Below are 20347 nucleotides of genomic sequence, written 5' to 3'. Positions count from 1 at the left end.
TCTACTCCTTGGCCGGGCGCCAGCGATCGGTGAGACGCCCGAGCGGTCGCGTGTCGATGTGGTGAAATTTGTAGCGGCCTTCGCGCCGGCTGCTGACCAGCCCCGCGCCTTCCAGCACGTCGAGGTGCTGCGAGACGGCCTGCCGGGACGAACCCAGCCCGTGCTTCATGGTCAGTCGCCCGCAGAGCTCGAACAGCGTCTGGCCGTCGCGCTCGGTGAGCTCATCCAAAATCTTCCGCCGCGTCGGGTCGGCCAGCGCCTTCCACAGCCCGGCGTCGTCCTCCACACGCCGCATCATAGGCAAGCGGCGACTTGCCTATCAACCCAACTTCAAGATCAAGAGCTTGATGTCGTAGCTGAGTGGGTGGTGCAGACCGTCGCTCCCGCCGGGTCGCTTCGCTCCACCTGCGTGCGTGGTCACCCTGTTTGACGAGCGCCCGCGGGGAGTCCAGCCTCGGCCGGGACGGCTACCGGCACACCGACATCACCGATATCACCGACATCACCGACTTCTCGCCGATGCGATGCGCGACGCGATCCCGGGCCGAGCCGAGCGGGCAGCCCGTGCCGACACACGGTAAGCAGCAACAATGCGACGTGACTGGCGAGCACCGCCTGAGCCTGGCATGGCGTACCGCCACCCGTCCCGAGTCGTCGCGGTCCGGAAACGCCTCAAGCGCGGCGGCCGGAGCGGGCCACGAACGGGATGACCGCCAGCGCCAGCACACCCCCGGCGATGGACAGCGTCGCATACGACGTGGCCGCCATGACGAAGCCGCTGCTGATGCCCGCCCCGGCGCCGGACAGGGCGATCAGCAGGTCGACCGTGCCCTGGGTCTTCGGCGACGCCGCGTCGGCGATCATGGCGGTACCGGCGACCAGGCCGAGGTTCCAGCCCAGGCCGAGCAGCGCCAGGGCCACGATGAGCAGGGGCACGGACTCCGAGGGGGCGGTCGCGCTGACGACCCCGGCCGCCAGCAGGGTGAGTCCGGCGGTCACGGCGACGGGAGTACGCCCGAAGCGATCGACCAGGATGCCGGTGACCGGCGACGGCAGGTACATGGCGGCGATGTGCACGGCGATGACCAGGCCGGTCGCCTGCAACCCGTGGCCGTGGTCCTGCATGTGCACGGGGGTCATCGTCATCACCGCGACCATGACCAGCTGGGTGAGCACCATGGTGGCCGCCCCGGCGATGATTCCGGTGCCCGCCCGTGGCCCGGCGACCGGCGCCGTGACCTGACGCTCCCGGGCGACCAGCAGCGGGTCGGGCCGGAGCAGCAGGGCCAGGATGAGGCCGGCCACCGCGTACGCGATCGCGGCCAGGGCGAACGGCCCGGCCAGGGCGGGGATGCCGAACGACGTCGCGGCCCGGCCGATCGGCGCGACCAGGTTGGGCCCGGCGACCGCACCGAGCGTGGTCGCCACCAGCACCGAGCTGATCGCGCGACCCCGCCGGGACGGCTCGGCGAGGTCGGTACCGGCGTACCGGGCCTGCAGGTTGGTGGCCGTGCCGGCGCCGTAGACGAGCAGCGACACCAGCAGTAACGCGACACTGCCGAGGGTGGCGGCCAGCACCACGCCGACCGCGCCGGTGGTGGCCAGGGCGTACCCGAGGGTCAGGCCGGCCCGGCGGCCGGAACGCTGGGAAAGCCGGCCGACGGCGAGCGCGGTGCCCGCCGACCCGAAGGTGAACAGGGCGCTGGGCAGGCCGGAGAGGCTGGCCGTGTGCAGCATGTCGGCGGCGAGCAGGGCGCCGACGGTCACCCCGGCGGCCAGCCCGGCCCCGCTGAACACCTGGGACGCCATCACGACCGAGATCGCGCGGTGCTGAATCGAGCCGACGGAGGGGGTAGCGGTCACGAGGTCGGTCCTTAACGTCTCGTCATGGTCGATCGTGATCGTCTCAGCAAGCCGCTCGCGCGGGAACGGGACAACTTCGCCGCCGATCTGCTTGGCTGACCCGGTCCGGCTGCCGATCAAAGAGCCATGCAGCGGGTCACGACGGTCGCCGGTGCCGTGCTGTTCGCCTTCAGCACGGCGTGGTTCGTGATCGGCCTGGGGCACGTCTGGTCCCACCCGCTGGTGGGCTGGCTGCCGCTGCCGGTGATCACGCTCCTGGGTGCGTACTCGTGTCTGCGGGTGGCCTGGCGCGACGGGATGGCCGAGCCGGTCCGCCGGTTCTGGCGGGACATGGGGTCGGGGTGCGGGCTCCTGTTCGCGGCCGTGATCTCCAACACCTACGACGCGCTCGGTCACGGCGCGGCGAACCAGCGGATCGGCGCGCTGACCTCAGCGCTGTACGTGGGCGCGGTGGCGATCGCGATGTGGGCGCTGCTGCGGCTGCCGGCCGGTCGGCGGACCGCCGGGGAATGGGCCCGGTTCGCTCTCGACTCCGGGATCGTGGTGCTGGCCAGCGGCGTGGCGATGTGGCACTTCTCGTTGCGCGGCATGTCCGCGTGGTCGCAGAAGAGCGGCTCGGTGGTGCCGGTGCTGTGCGTGATCGTCATCGCGTCGGTGTCGATCATCGCCCTGGTCAAGGTGGCGTTCGCTGGGACCGGGGGCCTGGACCGCGGCTCGCTGCGGCTGCTGTCGGCCGGGACCGCGCTGGCCACGGTCAGCGGCGCGGCGCTGACGCTGCTGAACGGGCGCGCGTACCTGTCCCTGACGATCCTGGCCGTGCCGATCGGCCTGATGGCGTTGATCCTGGCCGCGACCCGGCAGCTGACCGCCGGGCCGGGCCTGCCCCGGGCCGCCCCGGTCGGCCGCCGCATCAGTGTGCTGCCCTATCTCGCGGTCGCCGGGATGGACGCGTTGCTGCTCGCCACCCAGAGCGACGGCGACAGCGAGACCTGGCTGATCGTGCTGACCACGGTGGCGCTGACCGCGCTGGTGGCGGCCCGGCAGCTCGCCGCCCTGCGGGAGAACGCCCGGCTGCTGACCCGGGACACACTGACCGGCACGGCCAACCGGACGTTGTTCGCCCAGCAGGTCACCGACCGCCTGGCCACCGGCGAACGGTTCCATGTGGCGCTGCTCGACCTCGACGACTTCAAGGAGATCAACGACCGGCTCGGGCACGGCACCGGCGACGCGCTGCTGCGGGCGGTGACCCAGCGGCTGCACGAGGGCCTGCGCGCCGCCGACACGGTGGCCCGGCTCGGCGGCGACGAGTTCACCCTGCTGCTGCCGGGGATGAGCAACGGCGAGGTGGCCGCGCTGCTGCAGCGGCTGGTCGACCACGTGCAGCGGCCGCTGCTGCTGGACGGCGTCGAGACGGTCGCCCGGATCAGCGTCGGGGTCACCGAGTCGGCCGGCGGCGACTGCCCGGAGGAGCTGATCCGGCGGGCCGACGTGGCCATGTACGCGGCCAAGCACAGCGGCGGCGGCCGGTGGACCTGGTTCGACTCGATCATGGACCGAGTCGCCGATCTGGACGCGCGGCTGGCCGCCGACCTGCGCCACGCGATCGACCGGGCCGAGCTGTCGGTGGTCTACCAGCCCATCGTCGAGCTGCCGACCGGCCGGATCAGCGGGGTCGAGGCGCTGGTGCGGTGGAACCACCCGGACCACGGGCCGGTGTCGCCCGAGGTGTTCATCCCGCTGGCCGAACGCAACGGCTTCATCGTCGAGCTCGGCCGCTGGATCCTGGAGCAGGTGGTCGCCCAGGCCGCCGCGTGGCGGGAGCGGTTCGCCGGCGCGGCGCCGGAGACGGTCAGCGTCAACATTTCCGCCCGGCAGCTGCGCGAGCCCGGCTTCGCCGTCTCGGTCGCGGCGATGCTGGCCGCGGCCGGGCTGGACCCAGGGCATCTGCTGGCCGAGGTGACCGAGACCGCGGTGCTGGGTACCGGCGCCGGGCTGGACGCGGTCCGCGAACTGCACGCGATGGGCCTGCGGGTGGCCCTGGACGACTTCGGCACCGGCCAGTCGTCGCTGTCGTTGCTGGTCAGCTGCCCGGTGGACGTGCTCAAGGTGGACAAGTCGTTCGTCGCCGGGGTCACCGACCGCAGCCCGCAGGCGGTGGTGGTGGACGCGTTGATCGCGATCACCGACGGGTTGGGCGTACGCGCGATCGCCGAGGGCGTGGAGACCGCCGAGCAGTCCGACCGGCTGTACCAGGTCGGCTACCGCTACGCGCAGGGCTTCCACTTCGCGCGACCGGTGCCGGCCGAGCACATTGATGCCCTGCTGGCCGACATGGCCGTTCCATCGTCGTAAGTTCTCGAATCACGTTCGCGCGTTCTCTGTTTCGAGTGCCGCCGAATCTGGACCGGGCCGGGCACCGGCGGCAAAGTCTGGCCATGACCAGCTATCTGAGCCGGCGCGCGTTGTTGCGCGGTGCGATCGGTCTGGGCGCGGGTGCGGCCCTGGCCGGCTGCTCGACGCCGGTGCTCAGCGGGTTCGGCACCGGCGGAGACGCGGCCGGCTCGCTCGCCTACTGGAATCTCTTCGGCGGCGGTGACGGCGTCCGGATGACGTCGATGGTCGATGCCTACCGCGCCGCCAACCCCGCGATCGACCTCAAGGCCGTGACGCTGGCCTGGGGCAATCCCTACTACACCAAGTTGTCGCTGGCCACGCTGGGCGGGAAGCCGCCCGACGTGGCCGTCGCGCACCTGACCCGGGCCAAGACTCTGGTCGCCTCCGGGTTGCTCGAGGAGCTCACGCCGGACGAGCTGGCCCAGGTCGGCATCACCCCGGCCCAGCTCGATCCGACGGCCTGGAACGCGGGGCTGGTGGACGGGAAGGCGTACGCGGTCCCGCTGGACACGCACCCGTTCGTGATGTTCTACAACACCGACATCTGTCAGAAGGCCGGACTGCTGGACTCGTCCGGGGCTCTGGCCCCGCTGGACAGCCCGGAGAAGTTCACCGAGGCCTTGAAAAAGGCCAAGGACGTGACCAAGGGGTACGGCGGAACTGTCGCGATCACCGCCGACACCTCGACCCCGTGGCGGATGTTCCAGTCCTGGTACAGCCAGCTCGGCGGCCAGGTGCTCGCCGACGAGGGCCGCCGCGTGGTGATCGACGACGCCAAGGCCACCCAGGTGCTGACCTTCATGCAGAGCCTGACCGAGCAGGGACTGGTCGCGCCGACCCTGGACTACCCGGGTGCGATCGCCGCGTTCGCCACCGGCCAGGCCGGCTTCTACTTCCAGGGCGAGTGGGAGATCTCGACCTTCCAGACGGCCAAGACGCCGTTCTCGATGACGCTGTTCCCCAACCTGTACGGCGGATCCAAGTACGCCGTGCAGGCCGACTCGCACACCCTGGTGATCCCCAAGCAGCACCGGCCGGACGAGGCCCGCAAGCTGCGCGCCCTGGGCCTGATCAAGTCGTTCCTGGACCAGAGCAAGACCTGGGCCGAGGGCGGGCACGTGCCGGCCTGGCTGCCGTTCCGGGACAGCGCCGAGTTCAAGGCGCTGCAGCCGCAGGCCAACTACGCGGCCGCGGCCGAGGGGGCGTCGTACGACCCGGACGGCTGGTACTCCGGCTCCGGCTCGAACTTCGAGATCGTCACCGGCTCGAACATCGCCACCGTCCTCAACGGACAGCAGAAGCCGGCCGCCGCGCTGGCCCAGATGCGTTCCGCGCTCACCAATCTCGCCAATACGGCTTCGCCGATCTAGGGGGTACGACGGTGTCCACCACCGAAACCGCGGTACGCCCGCGGGCCGGCGCATCGGCACCCGAGCCGGCCGCCCGGCCGCGCGGCAACGGCCTGCCCGCCGCCGGGTTCCTCGCGCCGTTCCTGATCCTGTACCTGGCCTTCATCATCGGACCGGGCCTCTACGGCCTGGTCATGAGCTTCTTCGACACCAGCCTGGTCAAGCCCGGCCTGGGCTCGTTCGCCGGCCTGGGCAACTACGCCGAGGCGTTGCGGAGCCCGGACTTCTGGTCGGGGCTGTGGCACACGATCTGGTTCACCATCTTGACCACGCCGCCGCTGATCATCCTGGCCTTTGTGTTCGCGCTGCTGGCCGACCGGGTCAAGCGCGGGCGCTGGTTCTTCCGGCTGGCCTTCTTCCTGCCGTACATCCTGCCGTCGGCCGTGGTCGCCCTGATCTGGATCTTCCTTTACACGCCCGAGCTGGGCCTGCTCGACACCGGGCTGACCGCGATCGGCATCACGCCGCCGAACTGGCTCGGCGACCCGGGCGCGGCGATGCCGTCGCTGGCCGTCACCACGATCTGGTGGACGCTCGGCTTCAACTTCGTGCTCTACCTGGCCGGCCTGCAGGACATCCCGCGTGACCTCTACGAGGCGTCGGCGATGGACGGCGCCGGGCCGTGGCAGCAGATCTGGCGGATCACCGTCCCGATGCTGGGCCGCACCACCACCCTGGTCGCCGTGCTGCAGGTGATCGCCTCGCTCAAGGTCTTCGACCAGATGTACATCATGACCCAGGGCGGCCCGAACTTCGCCACCCGGTCGGCCCTGGAGTTCATCTACGACGAGGGCTTCACCAACCTCCGTACCGGCTACGCGGCGGCCGCGTCGATCCTGTTCTTCATCGTGGTGCTGGCTGTGTCCGCCATCTGGTTCGGGATCGTCCGCCGCCAGCAGAAGGAGGCCTGATGACCACCGTGGATGTGGGCCGGGTGGAATCCCGTACCAAAGTCTTCAACCGGGTCTGCGCGGGCGTGCTGATCGCCTTCGCGCTGATCTGGCTGGTCCCGATCGCCTGGGCGCTGGACACCGCGTTCAAGCCCAACGAGGAGACCACACAGACCCGGTGGCTGATCGACAACCCGACCTTCGACGCGTTCGGCCGGGTGCTGCGCGACACCGACATCCTGCGCTGGTTCGGCTCCAGCGTGATCATCGCGACGATCACCGCGCTGGGCACCGTGCTTGTGGCCTCGATGGCCGGGTTCGCTCTGTCCCGCATGCGGTTCCGTTACCGCAACGTGCTGTTCTGGGTGGTCCTGGCCGGCATCATGATCCCCAGCCAGGTGCTGATCGTGCCCCAGTTCCGCGAGATGGACTCGCTCGGCCTGCTGAACACGTTCTGGGCGGTCAGCGCGCCGCAGATCCCGACCGCGATCGCCGTGTTCATCTTCAAGCAGTTCTTCGACGGCCTGCCCCGCGAGCTCGACGAGGTGGCCCGGGTCGACGGCGCCGGTTTCTGGCGGATCTACCGCCGGGTGATCCTGCCGCTGTCCCGTCCGGCCATATCCGCGGTGGTGATCTTCGCGTTCGTCCAGTCGTGGAACGACCTGCTGTGGCCGCTGCTGGTGCTGAGCAACCCGGACATCATGACGATCCCGGTCGGCCTGGCCACCGTCCAGGGCTCGTTCGGCATCCGCTACGCCGACGTGATGGCCACCGCCGTGCTCGGCGCCGTCCCGCTCGTAGCGGTCTTCCTGCTGTTCCAGCGCAACATCGTCGAGGGCATCGCCGGCACCGGCCTGAAAGGGTGATCCATGCTCAACGCCTCCTTCACCGTCGACCCGTCGTTCCGGGTGGGTGAGGTCGACCCCCGCCTGTACGGATCGTTCGTGGAGCACATGGGCCGTTGCGTCTACACCGGCATCTACGAACCCGGGCACCCGTCGGCCGACGATTCCGGCTTCCGGCAGGACACGGCTGATCTGGTACGCGAACTCGGCGTGCCCCTGGTCCGCTACCCCGGTGGCAACTTCGTCTCCGGCTACAACTGGGAGGACGGGATCGGGCCTCTGTCCTCCCGGCCACGGCGGCTCGATCTGGCCTGGCGGTCGGTCGAGACGAACCAGGTCGGCGTGCAGGAGTTCATGAAGTGGGCGTCCTCGGTGGGCGTGGAGCCGATGATGGCCGTGAACCTCGGCACCAGGGGCATCGACGCGGCCCGGGACCTGGTCGAGTTCTGCAACGTGCGCGGCGGGACCGCATGGTCGGACAGGCGGGGCGGAGACCCGTACAACATCAAGCTCTGGTGTCTCGGCAACGAACTCGACGGTCCCTGGCAGATCGGGCACAAGACCGCTTCCGAGTACGCCCGGCTGGCCCACGAGACGGCCAAGGCGATGCGGCAGGTCGACCCCGGCATCGAGCTGGTCGCCTGCGGCAGCTCGAACCTGAACATGCCGACCTTCGGCACGTGGGAGAACATCGTGCTGACCGAGGCGTACGACGCCGTCGACTACGTCTCCATGCACGCCTACTACCAGCAGCACGGCGACGACCGGGACAGCTTCCTGGCCTGCGCGGCCGGCATGGACCGCTTCATCGACGCGGTGGTGGCCACGGCCGACCACGTCCGGGCGGTCGGCCGCCACCAAAAGAAGATCAACATCTCGTTCGACGAGTGGAACGTCTGGTACCAGAGCCGCTTCGCCGGCGAGAAGAACCTTTCCATCGAGGAAGCGCCCCGCCTGATCGAGGACGTCTATTCGGTCACCGACGCCGTGGTCGTCGGCAACCTGCTGATCAGCCTGCTCCGGCACGCCGACCGCGTGAAGATCGCCTGCCTGGCCCAGCTGGTCAACGTGATCGCCCCGATCATGACGGAGCCCGGCGGCCCCGCGTGGCGGCAGGCCAGCTTCCACCCGATCGCCCTGACCGCCCGCCACGGCCGGGGCACGGTCCTGCGGGTGGAGCCCACCGCGCCGGTGCACGAGACGGCCGAGCAGGGCGAGGTGCCGTTCCTGGACGCGGTGGCCGTCCTCGCCGACGACGGTGCGGTCACCGTCTTCGCGGTGAACCGGTCGCAGACCGACTCCTTGCAGCTCGACGTCGACCTGCGGGCCACCTCGCTGTCCCGGGCCACGCACACGGCCCTGGCCGACGACGACCCCGACGCGGTCAACACCATGGCCGCACCGGACCGGGTCGGCCCTCACCGGCGCGCGGACCCGAAGCTCGACGGCGGCCGCCTGCAGGCCGTGCTGCCGCCCCTGAGCTGGAACATGATCCAGCTCAGCTGACGTTTTCGCGGCGCCGGTCGCGGGCATCCGGTGGGTATGTTCCCCGCTGAGAACCTGCGCGACTGGCGCGGCGAAAAGGTCATCGACCCCAACGACGACAAGATCGGTGACCTGGAGGCGGTGTACGTCGACACGGCCACCGACGAGCCCGCCTTCGCCACCGTCCGGGTGGGGTTCATCGGCCGCCACAAGCTGGTCTTCGTCCCGCTCGAGGGCGCGACGGTGAAGCCGGCCGCGATCCGCGTCCGCTACGACAAGAAGCGGGTGGCCGACGCCCCCAGCATCGACCTCGACGGTGAGCTGACGGCCACCGACGAGCCGCTCGTGTTCGCCCACTACGAGTTGCCGTACCAGACCGGCGCGGCCGGCGAGCGCCGCCTGGCCCGCCGCTGACCCGCTCCCCGGCATCACGCCCGCCGCCGACGGCCCGCCCGGCCGCAGCACCCAGCCCGCCGGCTGCCACTCTCAGACCACCGGCCACTCTCAGACCACCGGCTGTTCTCAGGCCGGCGGCTGTTCTCAGGCCGGCGGCTGTTCTCAGACCACCGACTGCTCTCCGGCCGCGGGCAGGGAGCGGCGCCGGGCGATCACCAGCGTCGTGAGAATGATGGCGGCCGCCCCAGCGACCAGGAGGACGGCGGCCGGCCCGAACCGGTCGACCGCCACCCCCGCGACACCCGCGCCCACCGCGATGGCGCCCAGCCCGGTCGCCGTCAGCATGGTGAACGCCTCGACCGTTCGACCGTCCGGGCCGAGCCTCCCGACCAGGCCGAATCCGATCACCCCGGCCGGGCCGAGACACGCCCCGAGGGCGACCAGAGCCGTCGCGAACGCGATCGGGGAGGTCGTCACCGACGCGACGCTCAGCACGACCCCGCAGATAGCGGTCAGCGCGGCCAGACGGCCGGCCGGGCGGCCACTCTGAAGCCGGGTGCCGAGGGTCACCGCCCCGGCGAGGCTGCCGGCCGACAACGCCGCGTAGAGCATGCCGGCGATGCCGGTGAACCGCGCGGCCGCCGACACCTGGACCGCCCCGAGGATCATCCCGTGCCCGGCCGCGACGAGCAGCACGGTTCGCACCCGGCGCCTCGAACAGCACTGACGACAGGGTCATGGCCGCGGGCAGCAACGGTGGCGGCACCAGCGCCGGCCACAGGGCCCGGAGGCTGGCGTTCACCTGCGGCTCGCAGGCGCCGGTGAGGAAGGCGCACGCGAGCACGACGGTGACCGCCCCGGACCACGCGGCGACGACCAGGCCGGTCATGCCCAGCACCTGTGCTCCGGCCGCCGGGAGCAGGACCGGGGTCGGGCCGTACCGGTCGATCAGCCGGCCCTGCACCACCATGCCGAGAGCGGTTCCGGCGCCCAGCAGGCCGGCGGCCAGACCCGCCGACCCGAATCGGCCCTCGGCCTGCCGCACGAGGAGCAGCACCGCCAGGCCGAGCATGCCGATCGGGACGGAGGCGAGGACCGCTCCGGCGGCGGGGCGCAGCGTGCCGGGCCGGCGGAGGACGGCGAGAAGGGCGCCCGAGGCCAACCGGAGTCACTCCCCGATGAACGTAGGTCACCGGTGTCCGGGCGGGCACCGCGCACGGTCACCGCAACCGGAACCGTGGCGCGCCATTCATCAAACACCCGCCGACGGTCAGCTGGCCAGGCCGGCGACCGCGCGCCAGCCGTTCTCGTCGCAGAGGCGGCGGGCCGTCGCGACCAGGGCGACGGCGTGCCGGGACGGGTTCTGCGCCCGCCACAGCAGTGACCACGGGTAGTGCGGCACGGCCGGCTCCAGCGGCAGCCAGGTGAGCTCGTCGTCGCCGCGGCCGGCGGCCGAGCGGGGGACGCAGGCCACGCAGGTGTTCTGCAGGACCAGGTCGGCGGCGGCGCGGATGCTCTGCACGCTGCCGGGGAACATGGCCGGGAAGAAGCCGGCGGCGCGGCAGATGTCGGCGACGAACTCGTTGAACTCGGGGGCGCGGTCCTCGTCGGCCAGCAGCAGGGTCTCGTCGCGCAGGGCGCCGACCGGCACGGCGGTGCGGCCGGCCAGCGGGTGGTCCGCGCGTACCAGAACGCCCAAGGGGTCGAGGCGGAACAACTCGGAGGCCAGGGCGGGCGGGGCACCGGTCACCCGCCCGACGCCGATGTCGAGGCGGCCGTCGGCGAGCAGGCGGCACTGCTCCGGTACGCCCGCGGTGACCTGGTGGATCTCCAGGTCGGGGTGGGTGGCGCGGACGGCGCGGAGGATCGGGCGGATCGCGTCGTACCCCTCGTCGAGCACTCCGATCCGCAACGTGGGCGGGGTGGGCGCCGCACCCAGCGCGACCATCGCCGCGCGGTCGACGTGTTCGAGGATCTGCCGGGCCTCGATCAGGAAGCGGGCGCCGGCCGCGGTGAGCGAGATCTGCCGGCCGGTACGGTCGACCAGCAGCACGCCCAGCGTCCGTTCCAGCCGCTGCAGCTGTGTGGTCAGCGCCGACGGCGCGATGTGTTCACGGTTGGCGGCCCGGCCGAAGTGGAGTTCCTCGGCCACCGTCACGAAGAACCGCAGTTGGCGCAGTTCGAGACGGCCGCCGTCGGACATGGCGCGCACGACCCCGCTCCGGCTGGTCATGGGGACCTCCTCGACGGGATCGATCGGCTCCGCTGTCGACGAGTGTTATCGCTAACAATTCTGTAGTCAAGGCGTAAGAACTAGGAAACCTGGTGGATACGAGTCCCCTGTTAACGGTCACAACCCCGCGGCTCGATAGGCGGCGTCCTTGTCCAGCGTCTCGGCCTTGAGCAGGGCCCGGGCCAGCCGTTCGAGCTGGTCGCGGTGGGCCCGCAGCAGACGTACGGCCTCGCCGTGACATTCGTCGACAATGGCCCGCACCTCGCTGTCGACCAGCTCCCGGGTGGCCGGCGCGACACCGTCCAGGCCCAGCGGCGACTCGCTCCCGGGCGGCGGCAGCACGGTCACCGGCCCGATCGCGTCGGACATGCCCCACCGGCCGACCATCTGCCGGGCGATGTTGCTGACCTGGTCGAGGTCACTCTCCGCGCCGGTGGTCACCTCGCCGAAGACGATCTGCTCGGCCGCCCGCCCGCCGAGCGCCCCGATGATCCGGCCGCGCAGGTAGTCACGGGAGTACCCGTACCGGTCGGTGTCGGGACTCTGGAAGGTCACGCCGAGCGCCTGCCCGCGCGGGATGATCGAGATCTTGCGGACCGGGTCGGCGCCCGGCGTCAGCATGCCGAGCAGGGCGTGGCCGGCCTCGTGGAAGGCGGTGCGCTCCTTCTCCTCCGGGGTGAGCATGATGCCGCGTACCGTACCCAGCAGAATCTTTTCCAAGGCGTCGCCGAAGTCGGCCGCGGTGACCGTCTCGTGCCGCCGTCGCGCCGCCAGCAGGGCCGCCTCGTTGACCAGGTTGCGCAGATCCGCCCCGACCATCCCGGGCGTGGAAGCGGCCAACGACGCAAGATCGACATCGGGGTCCAGGGGTACGCCGCGCGTGTGCACGCGAAGGATCTGCTCCCGCCCGGCCAGGTCCGGTGGGCTGACCGTGACCCGCCGATCGAAGCGGCCGGGCCGCAGCAGCGCCGGGTCGAGGATCTCGGCCCGGTTGGTGGCGGCCAGCACCACCACGCCCTCGCTGCCGGTGAACCCGTCCATCTCGGTCAAAATCTGGTTGAGCGTCTGCTCGCGTTCGTCGTTGCCGCCGAGCGACTGCGCGCCACCCCGCGCCCGCCCTATGGCGTCCAGCTCGTCGATGAAAATGATCGCCGGCGCGACTCGTTTCGCCTGCTCGAACAGGTCGCGCACGCGGCTGGCGCCGACCCCGACGATCATCTCGATGAACTCGGACGCGGACATCGAGAAGAACGGCACCTTCGCCTCGCCGGCCACCGCCCGCGCGAGCAGCGTCTTGCCGGTGCCGGGCGGCCCCGACAGCAGCACGCCGTGCGGGATCCGCGCGCCCAGCCGCCGGTAGCGTTCCGGGTCGCTCAAGAAGTCGACGATCTCGGTGACCTCCTGCTCCACCTCCTCGATGCCGGCCACGTCGGCGAAGGTGGTCCGCGGCCCCGCCTCGGGCGAGAACAGCCGCGCCCGGGACCGGCCGAACCCGCCGATGCCACCGGCCGCGCCGGCCGCGGCTCGCCGGAAGAACCACACCATCAGGCCGATGATCAGCAGCGCCGGCCCGATGCCGAGCAGCAGCTGCTGCCAGAACGGCGCCGGGGCGTCCGGCGGGTTGGCGTTGACCGCCACGCCGTGCGCCTGTAGCAGCGCGAACAGGTTGTCCGCGGCGAACGTGGGTCGTTCCGTGGTGAACCGGTCGACCTGCTTCTTCTCGTACGTGACCTTCGCGCGGAACGTCCCCTCGATGGTGTCGCCGGTCGACGTGATCTCGGCGACGTTGGCCCGCTGGGCCTGCGTCACGAAGAACGTGTACGACACCGGGACCCGGGGCTCGGGCCGCAGCAGCGTCGAGGTGACCACCCAGTTGACCACCAGCAGCAGGAGCAACGTGACGGCGAGCCGCATCCACGGCGGGCGGGTGCGCTTCGGTGGGCCGCCTTCGACACGCCAGGGTTTCGGCGGGTCCGGCGCCGGTGCTGTCATGATCCCGGTTTACCCCCTGTCGGCCCTCCCCTGCCACCGCTATGTTCACTTCTCCGACTGGCTTAGTAGACTTCGGGAATGGATCTCACCCTGGCGCTGGCCGGTCTCGGCGTCGGCATCGTCGTAGGGCTGACCGGCATGGGCGGCGGCGCCCTGATGACCCCCATCCTGGTGCTGTTCTTCGGCGTCCCGCCGGTCGCCGCGGTCTCCAGCGACCTCGCCGCCAGCGCGGTGATGAAACCATTCGGCGGTTTCGTGCACGCGCGGCGCGGCACCGTCGACTGGCGCCTGGTCGGCTGGCTCTGCGCCGGCAGCGTGCCGTCGGCCTTCCTCGGCGTGCTGCTCCTGCGGGCGATCGGCGACGACGCGACGGTCCAGCACGCGATCAAGATCGCGCTTGGGGTGGCGTTGCTGCTGGCCGCCGGGGGCCTGCTGCTCAAGGCCTGGGCGGCCCGGCGCCGGCCGGGCGGCGGTCCGGCTTCCCGCGTCCGGGTACGCCCGGCGCCCACCCTCCTCCTCGGCGCGGCCGGCGGCCTGATCGTCGGCCTGACCTCGGTCGGCTCCGGTTCCCTGATCATCGTGGCGCTGCTCGCGCTGTACCCGGCCCTGCGCGCCAACGACCTGGTCGGCACCGACCTGATCCAGGCCGTCCCGCTGGTCGCCGCGGCCGCCCTGGGCCACGCCCTCTTCGGCGACCTGCACCTGGACATCGCCGGCGCGGTCCTCCTCGGCTCGATCCCGGGCGTCCTGATCGGCGCCCGCGTCTCCTCCCGCGCGCCGGCCGCCCTGGTGCGTTCCGCCCTGGTCATCGTCCTGCTGGCCAGCGCCCTCAAGCTCCTCGACGTCCCCAACGAGATCGTCGGCGTCGTGGTGGCCGCCGCCCTCCTCCTGGCCGCTGCCGTCGCGGTCGTCCGCCGCACCCGCCGCCGTAACGACGTAGCCGTGCCGACCCAGCCCACGAACACCGCCCAGTCCCAGCCGGAGCGCGCCGCCCCGCGCTGACCGCCGCTCGCGAAGAGCCCCCGCTCCACGAGCCGAACCGCGCATTCCCGGCCAATCCACCCGGCCGACCCTCCCGGCCACCCCTCCCGGCCGACCCTCCCGGCCACCCCTCCCGGCCGACCCTCCCGACCGACCCGACGGCCGACCGCGACCGGCCGCGACCGGCCCGCCGGCCAACCCATCCGCCCGACCGCGACCAACCCGGCCGACCAACCGCGGCCAACCTTCCCGGCCGACCGCGACCAACCCGCCGGGCCGACCGCGACCGACCGTCTCAGGTGAGCAGGGCCTCGGCCACCGCGTCGGGGTGCGTCAGCATCGACTCGTGGCCGCCGGGCAGCATGCGCGGCGTGCGGCCGATCCGGGCGGCCAGCTCGGTGCCGGGCCGGGCCAGCGCCAGGTCGTTCTCACTGAGCAGATAGTCGACGGGCACACCGAGACCGGTCACGTCGTCCACATCGATCGCCTCGGTGAAGTAGGTGCCCGGATGTGGGACGAGCAGGTCGAAGAACAGCCGCCGCGTCTCCTCCGAGCTGTCCGGCAGCAGCAGCGGCACCTGCTCGGGCACCACGGCGACGCTGCCGTCGGGCGAGGCCGCGATCGCCGCCCGAAGCATCTGCCGGTAGTCGGCGTTCTCGTCGATCAGCGGAACACCCCGGCGCGGGACGATCGCGTTGTAGTAGACGATCCGGCTCACCCGCTCGGCCACCTGGTGCGCCGCCGCGGTGAGCGGGTATCCGCCCCAGCTCTGCCCGACCAGGACCACGTCCCGCAGGTCGCGGTCGTCGATGACCGAAACCACGTGCCCGGTCGCGTCGGCCAGGTGCAGGCCGGTACGGGCGTCGCCGTCGGCCAGGCCGGGCAGGGTGAGCGTGACGGCGGCCCGCCCGGCGGCGCGCAACCGCCGGGCCACCGGCTGCCAGGACCAGGCCCCCTGCCAGGCGCCGGGGATGAGGACGTAGGTCGAGCGATCGGAGTTCATCGGGTTGCCTCCCGGGTCGATGGTGCGGTCATCGACACGAGTCGGCGCAACGCCTCAGGGTTCGGTGGCGGCGCGATGAAAAAGCCGCAACCCGCACACCCGGCCCACGCCCAGAGACATCAGCCGGTCGCGGCACGATGAAAAAGCCGCAACCGGCACACCCGGCCCGCATCCAGGGACATCAGCCAGTACGCGCGGGGCGGGCAGCCGTCGGCCAGATCCGCCGGATTGAGCACGTCGAGTTCCCACAGCACCAGGCCACGGGTGGCGGCGACGTCCGCGACCCGCTGCCGGATGCCCGCCGCCATGCTGACGTTCATGACCTCGACCAGCGGCGCCGTCCCGCGCAGGCGCAGCCCGCTGGCCCAGGCGGCGTCCACGTCGGCGTGCCAGCCCGCCCGTAGGTAACTCTCGAATGTGCCCGCATGCCCGGCCGCGACCGCCTGCTCGGCCTCGGCGCGACGGCCGGCGATCCGCCCGGCGCCGTCGACGGCCCGGTCGCGGGTGGCCAGCAGCGCCGACGTGAGCACCCGCCGCGACTCGTGCAGCCGGCGCTTGACCGTGCCGACCGGAACTCCGCAGAGCGCGGCGATGTCCTGGTGGCTGGTGACCGTGCTGAAGTACCGCAGCAGCGTGACCGTACGCAGTGGATCAGTGAGTTGCCCGACGGCGTACGCCACCCAGTCCCGCATCGCGTGCCGTTCCAGCAACTCCGCCGGGTCGGCCGAGAGTGCGCGCGGTTCCGGCACCTGGGCCATCGGAACCGCCTCGCGGGCACGTAGCCGCGCCCGGCTGTGGTTGCGGACGATGGTTTTCAGCCAGGGTCCGGCCGCGGCCGGGTCGCGCAGCTGCCCGATACGGGCCAGCGCTGTGAGTGCGGCCTCCTGGACCACGTCCTCGGCGTCATCGGGGCGGCGGAGCACGCTCAGCGCGACGGCCATCATCGCCGCCCGGTGCTCCCGCAACAGCGCGCCCAGCGCCGGCACGTCGCCACTCCGGGCCCGCTCGGCGAGTTCCCGCCCGGCGTCCGTCACGCCGCCGAAGGTAGCAGGCATCCGGTTGCTAATAGACGTATACGTCTATACGGTTGGGCTGTGCCTCTGGACGCGTCCCGCAACAGTCTCGTCGTACCCCTGCTTGGTCTGCTCCTGGAGCAACCCACGCACGCCTACGCCTTGACCGCCAGCCTGACCAGCCGTTATCCGCAGCTCCGGGCGACTCGGAGCACCGTCACGACGCTGCTGAAGAGCATGGAACGGGCCGGTACGATCGCCCCGCGCACGCCGGAGAGCGTCGGCAACCGGCCCCCGCGCACCGGCTACGAGCTGACCGCGGCCGGCGTGGCCGAGTTCAGCCGCCGGATCGAGGACGGCCTGCGCGACGCCCAGCCCGCGTCCACCGAGCTGATCGTGGCGGTGGCCTATCTGGGCATCCGGCCCGCCGCCGACGTCGCGGAGCTCCTCGACGCCCGCGCCGACCGGCTGGGGAACGGCCGGTTCGAGGTACCCGCCGGCATCCCCGAGGTGCAGATGCTCGAAGTGGACTACTGGAACGCCGTCGTCGACGCCGAGATCACGTGGCTGCGCACACTGGCCGGCCGCATCCGGACGCGCGACATCGCCTGGCTGGAAAGGACCGCACCGTGAAGTTCGGCATCTACCCCGGTGGCCGCGCCGGGACCATGTGCTCCCGCCCGTCCGAGCCCGAGGCGGTCGGCCGACTGGTCGACGAGTTGGCCGGCGGCGGCCCGTTCGTGATCCGCGAGTACGTCCACTACCTCGGCGACGACCCCGCACCCGAGAGCGTCGCGGCGATCGGGGCGGAACACGAGCTCACCCGCCTGACCATGCCCGACGACTGGTATGCGCGCGACGGCCGCGAGCTCGACCTGGTCGCCAGCTACCTTCCGCCGGCCGCCGACCTTCCGGGCTGGCTGCGGTTCCTCGACCGGATCATTGACCGGTACGGGCACCTGACGCGTTTTCTCCAGGTCACCCTCGAGCCCAATTTCCCCGTACCGTTGATCGACGGCAGCTCCCCCGGCGTGCTCGACGCGCTGACGCGGGGCCTGCCGCACGCCCGCGCCGCGCTCGACCGTCGAGGCCTCGGCCACGTCCGGGTCGGTTTCTCGGTGGCCGAACCGGCCGAATGGCTGGGCGGCGACGACGCGTTCTGGCAGCACTTGGCGGCGATCCCCGGGAGCGCGTTCGCGGCGCACCTGGACTACGTCGGCCTGGCTCTCTACCCGGACGCGTTCTCACCCGTGGCCCCGGAACACGTCGCACCGATGACCGCCCACGCGATCGAACAGTTGCGCGCCCGCATCCCGGCCGGCGTGCCGATCCACGTCGTCGAGAATGGTTCACCGAGCGGCGCACCGATCCCCCTCGTCGAAAACGCCCCGCCGCCCGACGCACCGAACCACGCCGTCGAAAACACCCCACCGCCCGGCGCCCCGAACCACCTCACCGAAAACACCCCACCGACCAGCGCACCAAACCACCTCACCGAAAACACCCCACCGATCGGCGCCCCGAACCACTTCGACGAGAACGGCTCACCGACCGGCCGGCCGCGCACCGAGGCCGATCAGGCGCGTTCGCTGCGGACCATGATCGAGACCATCCGGGCCGCCGGCGTCGGGCAGTACGAGCTGTTCGGCCTGCGCGACGCCGACAGCGGATCGCCCGAGCCGCTGGGCCATCTCGGCCTGGTCACCGACGCGTACCGGCCCAAGGAGGCGTTCGCCGCCTACCGCGACATCGTCACGACCAGCTTGCCGACCGTGTGATCGCGGGTGAAGTCGACCAGTGCCCGCACCCCGTCGTCGAGCCGGTAGCGGCGGCTGATCGTCGGCGTCAGCCCCGCCACCTCGGACATCCCACCGAGCGTGCCGTCCACGTCGAGCACGAGTTCGAAGTGGACGTCGGCACGGTCGAGGAACTCGGGCCGCGGAGGCGGGAAGGTGATCGTATAGAGGCGCCCACCCGGTCGCAGCGCCCGGCCCGCGCGGTGCAGGCGGTCGCTCGGAAGCACCAGGTTGAGGACGAGGTCGACGCCGTCCGGGTAGTCGTCGTCGTACCCGATGATCTCGCTCGCGCCCTTGGCTCCGAGGAGGGCGGCGTCGCCCGGGCGGCCGGTCGCGATCACCCGGTGGTCACGGAGCAGCGGCAGCAGGGTGGTGCCGACGCCGCCGGTCGCACCGATCACCAGGATGGTGTCGCCGGTCCCGGGGCGCGCGGTGGCGAGCAGGGCGTTGGCGGTCAGGCCGACGGTGGGCAGCGCGGCCGCGTCGGCCACGTCCAGGCCGGCCGGGCGGTGCGCGAGAAACGGGGTGTCGGCCTCGAAGACCGCGTACTCGGCCAGCGTCCCCGTGGTCATGCTCGGTCGCTGGGCGCCGGCCATCCGAGCCAGGGCCCGCGGCACGGCATGACCAAAAATCTCATCACCCTCCGTGTACGCGGTGACGCCGGCCCCCACCGCACTGACGGTGCCGGCGAAGTCGTTGCCCGGCACATGCGGAAACGTCAGCGGCGCGGTGTCCCGGTAGTCGCCGCGCGGGATCACCACGTCGCCCGGGTTGATCGACGCGGCGGCCACCCGAACCTGAATCTGACCCCGCCCCGGCTCGGGAACGGGCAGATCGTCAACCCGGAAGCTCTCCGGTTCCCCGTAACCGCGGGCGACAACAGCCTTCATGATCTTCTCCTCTAACCGGACCGGGTGGTCAGGTTAGCCATAAGCGGACCGCGCGGTCAACTTCGCGTCCCGGCCTCCGCGCGACCCAACGCCCCGCATGATCGCGGCCAACGTCGCATGCCGGCCTCCCCGCGAGCCGGCGCCCCAAATGATCACGGCCAACATCGCACGCCGGCCTCCCCGCGAGCCGGCGCCCCAAATGATCACGGCCAACGACGCACGCCGGCTTCCGATGCCCCGCATAATCGGACCACCCGGTCAACTTTTGTATGCTGGCCCTCGTGCGAGCCGATGCCCTGCGTAACCGGACGGCGTTACTGGCCGCGGCCGAGGCCGAGTTCGCCGACCGCGGTATGGACGCCTCGGTCGCCGACATCGCCCGCCGCGCCGGCATCGGCAAGGGCACCCTGTTCCGTCATTTCCCGACCAAGGACGACCTGCTGGCCGCGGTCGTGCTGGACCGGATCACCGGTCTCACCGCCCTGGCCGGCGACCTGAGCCGAGCACCCGACCCCGGGGCCGCCCTGGCCGAGTTCATGGCCGCCGCGGCCGGCCGCCAGCAGCAGCTCGACCTGTCTTTCCTACGCGCGTCCGGCGCCCTGAACGACCGGCTGGCCGAGACCCGCGAGCAGCTGTTCACCGCGATCCTGACCTTGGTCACCCGGGCCCAGCAGTCCGGCGCACTCCGCACCGACATCACCGGCATGGACGTGATCCTGTTGATGTGCGCGCCCAACCACGTGGTCAGCTTCGTTCCCGACGCCCCACCCGACCTGTGGCGCCGCTACCTGGCCATCATTCTCGACGGCCTCGCCCCCCAGGGCGCCCGCCCACTCCCCGCCCCACCACCCGGCGCCTGACTCCTTCCTACCCCAGTCGTCTCGCGGCTCCCGACCTGGCTCAGACAGCGCCGCCACCGAGCCGAAGCCCTGCCCGCGTCAGCCGCCTGGACCGCGCCAACCGACCGGCCGATCCCGAACCATCACAGCTCAACCCCGACAGCCACACCACTACCACCCGAGCGGCGACACCCACTCACGACACCCCAACCACCGCCCCACAACCACCCAAGCAGCCACACCCACTCACGACACCCCAACCACCGCCCCACAACCACCCAAGCAGCCGACTCCGACGGCCGCGCCACACACACC

General features: G+C 71.6%; 18 protein-coding genes. 10 read left to right on the top strand and 8 right to left on the bottom strand.

Annotation, left to right across the window (positions count from 1 at the left end):
• Nucleotide 1: 1 nt before the first annotated feature.
• The gene (locus ACGFIO_RS34075; protein ID WP_392832799.1) at nt 2-295 is read right to left on the bottom strand and encodes an ArsR/SmtB family transcription factor; all 294 of its coding nucleotides are present in this window, start codon (nt 293-295) and stop codon (nt 2-4) included.
• A gap of 377 nt (nt 296-672) precedes the next feature.
• Nucleotides 673-1863 carry an MFS transporter gene (locus ACGFIO_RS34070; protein ID WP_392832796.1) on the bottom strand — a complete coding sequence of 397 codons (1191 nt, stop codon included), beginning with the start codon at nt 1861-1863 and terminating at the stop codon, nt 673-675.
• 126 nt (nt 1864-1989) lie between these two features.
• Here ACGFIO_RS34070 and ACGFIO_RS34065 point away from each other — a divergent pair, with 126 nt between their 5' ends.
• The 6 genes from ACGFIO_RS34065 (at nt 1990) to ACGFIO_RS34040 (ending at nt 9303) form a co-directional block, all read left to right on the top strand.
• Nucleotides 1990-4218 (top strand): putative bifunctional diguanylate cyclase/phosphodiesterase, encoded by a 2229-nt coding sequence (locus ACGFIO_RS34065; RefSeq protein WP_392832793.1) that lies wholly within the window; start codon nt 1990-1992, stop codon nt 4216-4218.
• 83 nt (nt 4219-4301) lie between these two features.
• Nucleotides 4302-5630, top strand: a complete 1329-nt coding sequence (locus tag ACGFIO_RS34060; RefSeq protein WP_392832791.1) for an extracellular solute-binding protein — start codon at nt 4302-4304, stop codon at nt 5628-5630.
• A gap of 11 nt (nt 5631-5641) precedes the next feature.
• Nucleotides 5642-6580 carry a carbohydrate ABC transporter permease gene (locus ACGFIO_RS34055; protein WP_392832789.1) on the top strand — a complete coding sequence of 313 codons (939 nt, stop codon included), beginning with the start codon at nt 5642-5644 and terminating at the stop codon, nt 6578-6580.
• A complete protein-coding gene (locus tag ACGFIO_RS34050; RefSeq protein ID WP_392832786.1) occupies nt 6580-7425 on the top strand; it encodes a carbohydrate ABC transporter permease in 846 nt (281 codons plus the stop codon). The genes ACGFIO_RS34055 and ACGFIO_RS34050 overlap by 1 nt, the downstream gene beginning before the upstream one ends.
• A 3-nt stretch (nt 7426-7428) precedes the next feature.
• On the top strand, nt 7429-8910 hold the full coding sequence (locus ACGFIO_RS34045; RefSeq protein ID WP_392832783.1) for an alpha-N-arabinofuranosidase: 1482 nt from the start codon (nt 7429-7431) through the stop codon (nt 8908-8910).
• 36 nt (nt 8911-8946) lie between these two features.
• Entirely contained in the window at nt 8947-9303 is a 357-nt protein-coding gene (locus ACGFIO_RS34040; RefSeq protein ID WP_392832781.1) for a PRC-barrel domain-containing protein, read from the top strand.
• Nucleotides 9304-9447: 144 nt separating this feature from the next.
• Here ACGFIO_RS34040 and ACGFIO_RS34035 read toward each other — a convergent pair whose 3' ends face one another.
• The 3 genes from ACGFIO_RS34035 to ftsH form a co-directional block, all read right to left on the bottom strand.
• The gene (locus ACGFIO_RS34035) at nt 9448-9990 is read right to left on the bottom strand and encodes a hypothetical protein (protein WP_392832778.1); all 543 of its coding nucleotides are present in this window, start codon (nt 9988-9990) and stop codon (nt 9448-9450) included.
• A gap of 565 nt (nt 9991-10555) precedes the next feature.
• Entirely contained in the window at nt 10556-11518 is a 963-nt protein-coding gene (locus ACGFIO_RS34030; protein WP_392832776.1) for a LysR family transcriptional regulator, read from the bottom strand.
• A gap of 117 nt (nt 11519-11635) precedes the next feature.
• A complete protein-coding gene (gene ftsH / locus ACGFIO_RS34025) occupies nt 11636-13510 on the bottom strand; it encodes an ATP-dependent zinc metalloprotease FtsH (protein WP_392832773.1) in 1875 nt (624 codons plus the stop codon).
• Nucleotides 13511-13588: 78 nt separating this feature from the next.
• Here ftsH and ACGFIO_RS34020 point away from each other — a divergent pair, with 78 nt between their 5' ends.
• On the top strand, nt 13589-14512 hold the full coding sequence (locus ACGFIO_RS34020; protein ID WP_392832770.1) for a sulfite exporter TauE/SafE family protein: 924 nt from the start codon (nt 13589-13591) through the stop codon (nt 14510-14512).
• A gap of 274 nt (nt 14513-14786) precedes the next feature.
• Here the strand turns inward: ACGFIO_RS34020 and ACGFIO_RS34015 are convergent, their stop codons facing one another.
• Both ACGFIO_RS34015 and ACGFIO_RS34010 read right to left on the bottom strand, forming a co-directional pair.
• Nucleotides 14787-15494 carry an alpha/beta fold hydrolase gene (locus ACGFIO_RS34015; protein WP_392832769.1) on the bottom strand — a complete coding sequence of 236 codons (708 nt, stop codon included), beginning with the start codon at nt 15492-15494 and terminating at the stop codon, nt 14787-14789.
• 119 nt (nt 15495-15613) lie between these two features.
• Nucleotides 15614-16528: an RNA polymerase sigma factor gene (locus ACGFIO_RS34010; protein WP_392832766.1), complete on the bottom strand. Its 915-nt coding sequence runs from the start codon at nt 16526-16528 to the stop codon at nt 15614-15616.
• 60 nt (nt 16529-16588) lie between these two features.
• On the opposite strand from ACGFIO_RS34010, the gene ACGFIO_RS34005 reads away from it, so the two are divergent.
• Both ACGFIO_RS34005 and ACGFIO_RS34000 read left to right on the top strand, forming a co-directional pair.
• Nucleotides 16589-17140 (top strand): PadR family transcriptional regulator, encoded by a 552-nt coding sequence (locus tag ACGFIO_RS34005; RefSeq protein ID WP_392832763.1) that lies wholly within the window; start codon nt 16589-16591, stop codon nt 17138-17140.
• Nucleotides 17137-18285, top strand: a complete 1149-nt coding sequence (locus tag ACGFIO_RS34000) for a hypothetical protein (protein ID WP_392832761.1) — start codon at nt 17137-17139, stop codon at nt 18283-18285. Before ACGFIO_RS34005 ends, ACGFIO_RS34000 begins: the two co-directional genes overlap by 4 nt.
• Here the strand turns inward: ACGFIO_RS34000 and ACGFIO_RS33995 are convergent.
• Nucleotides 18246-19193 carry an NADP-dependent oxidoreductase gene (locus ACGFIO_RS33995; protein WP_392832759.1) on the bottom strand — a complete coding sequence of 316 codons (948 nt, stop codon included), beginning with the start codon at nt 19191-19193 and terminating at the stop codon, nt 18246-18248. The two genes, ACGFIO_RS34000 and ACGFIO_RS33995, sit on opposite strands and share 40 nt — an antisense overlap.
• 281 nt (nt 19194-19474) lie before the next feature.
• On the opposite strand from ACGFIO_RS33995, the gene ACGFIO_RS33990 reads away from it, so the two are divergent.
• Nucleotides 19475-20053, top strand: coding sequence for a TetR/AcrR family transcriptional regulator (locus ACGFIO_RS33990; protein ID WP_392832757.1), 579 nt, complete (start codon nt 19475-19477; stop codon nt 20051-20053).
• Nucleotides 20054-20347: the final 294 nt, after the last annotated feature.

Source organism: Actinoplanes sp. NPDC049265, assembly GCF_043197135.1.
GTDB lineage: Bacteria > Actinomycetota > Actinomycetes > Mycobacteriales > Micromonosporaceae > Actinoplanes.
The sequence above is the reverse complement of the archived record's forward strand: the minus strand, read 5'-3'. Positions and strand labels throughout refer to the sequence as shown.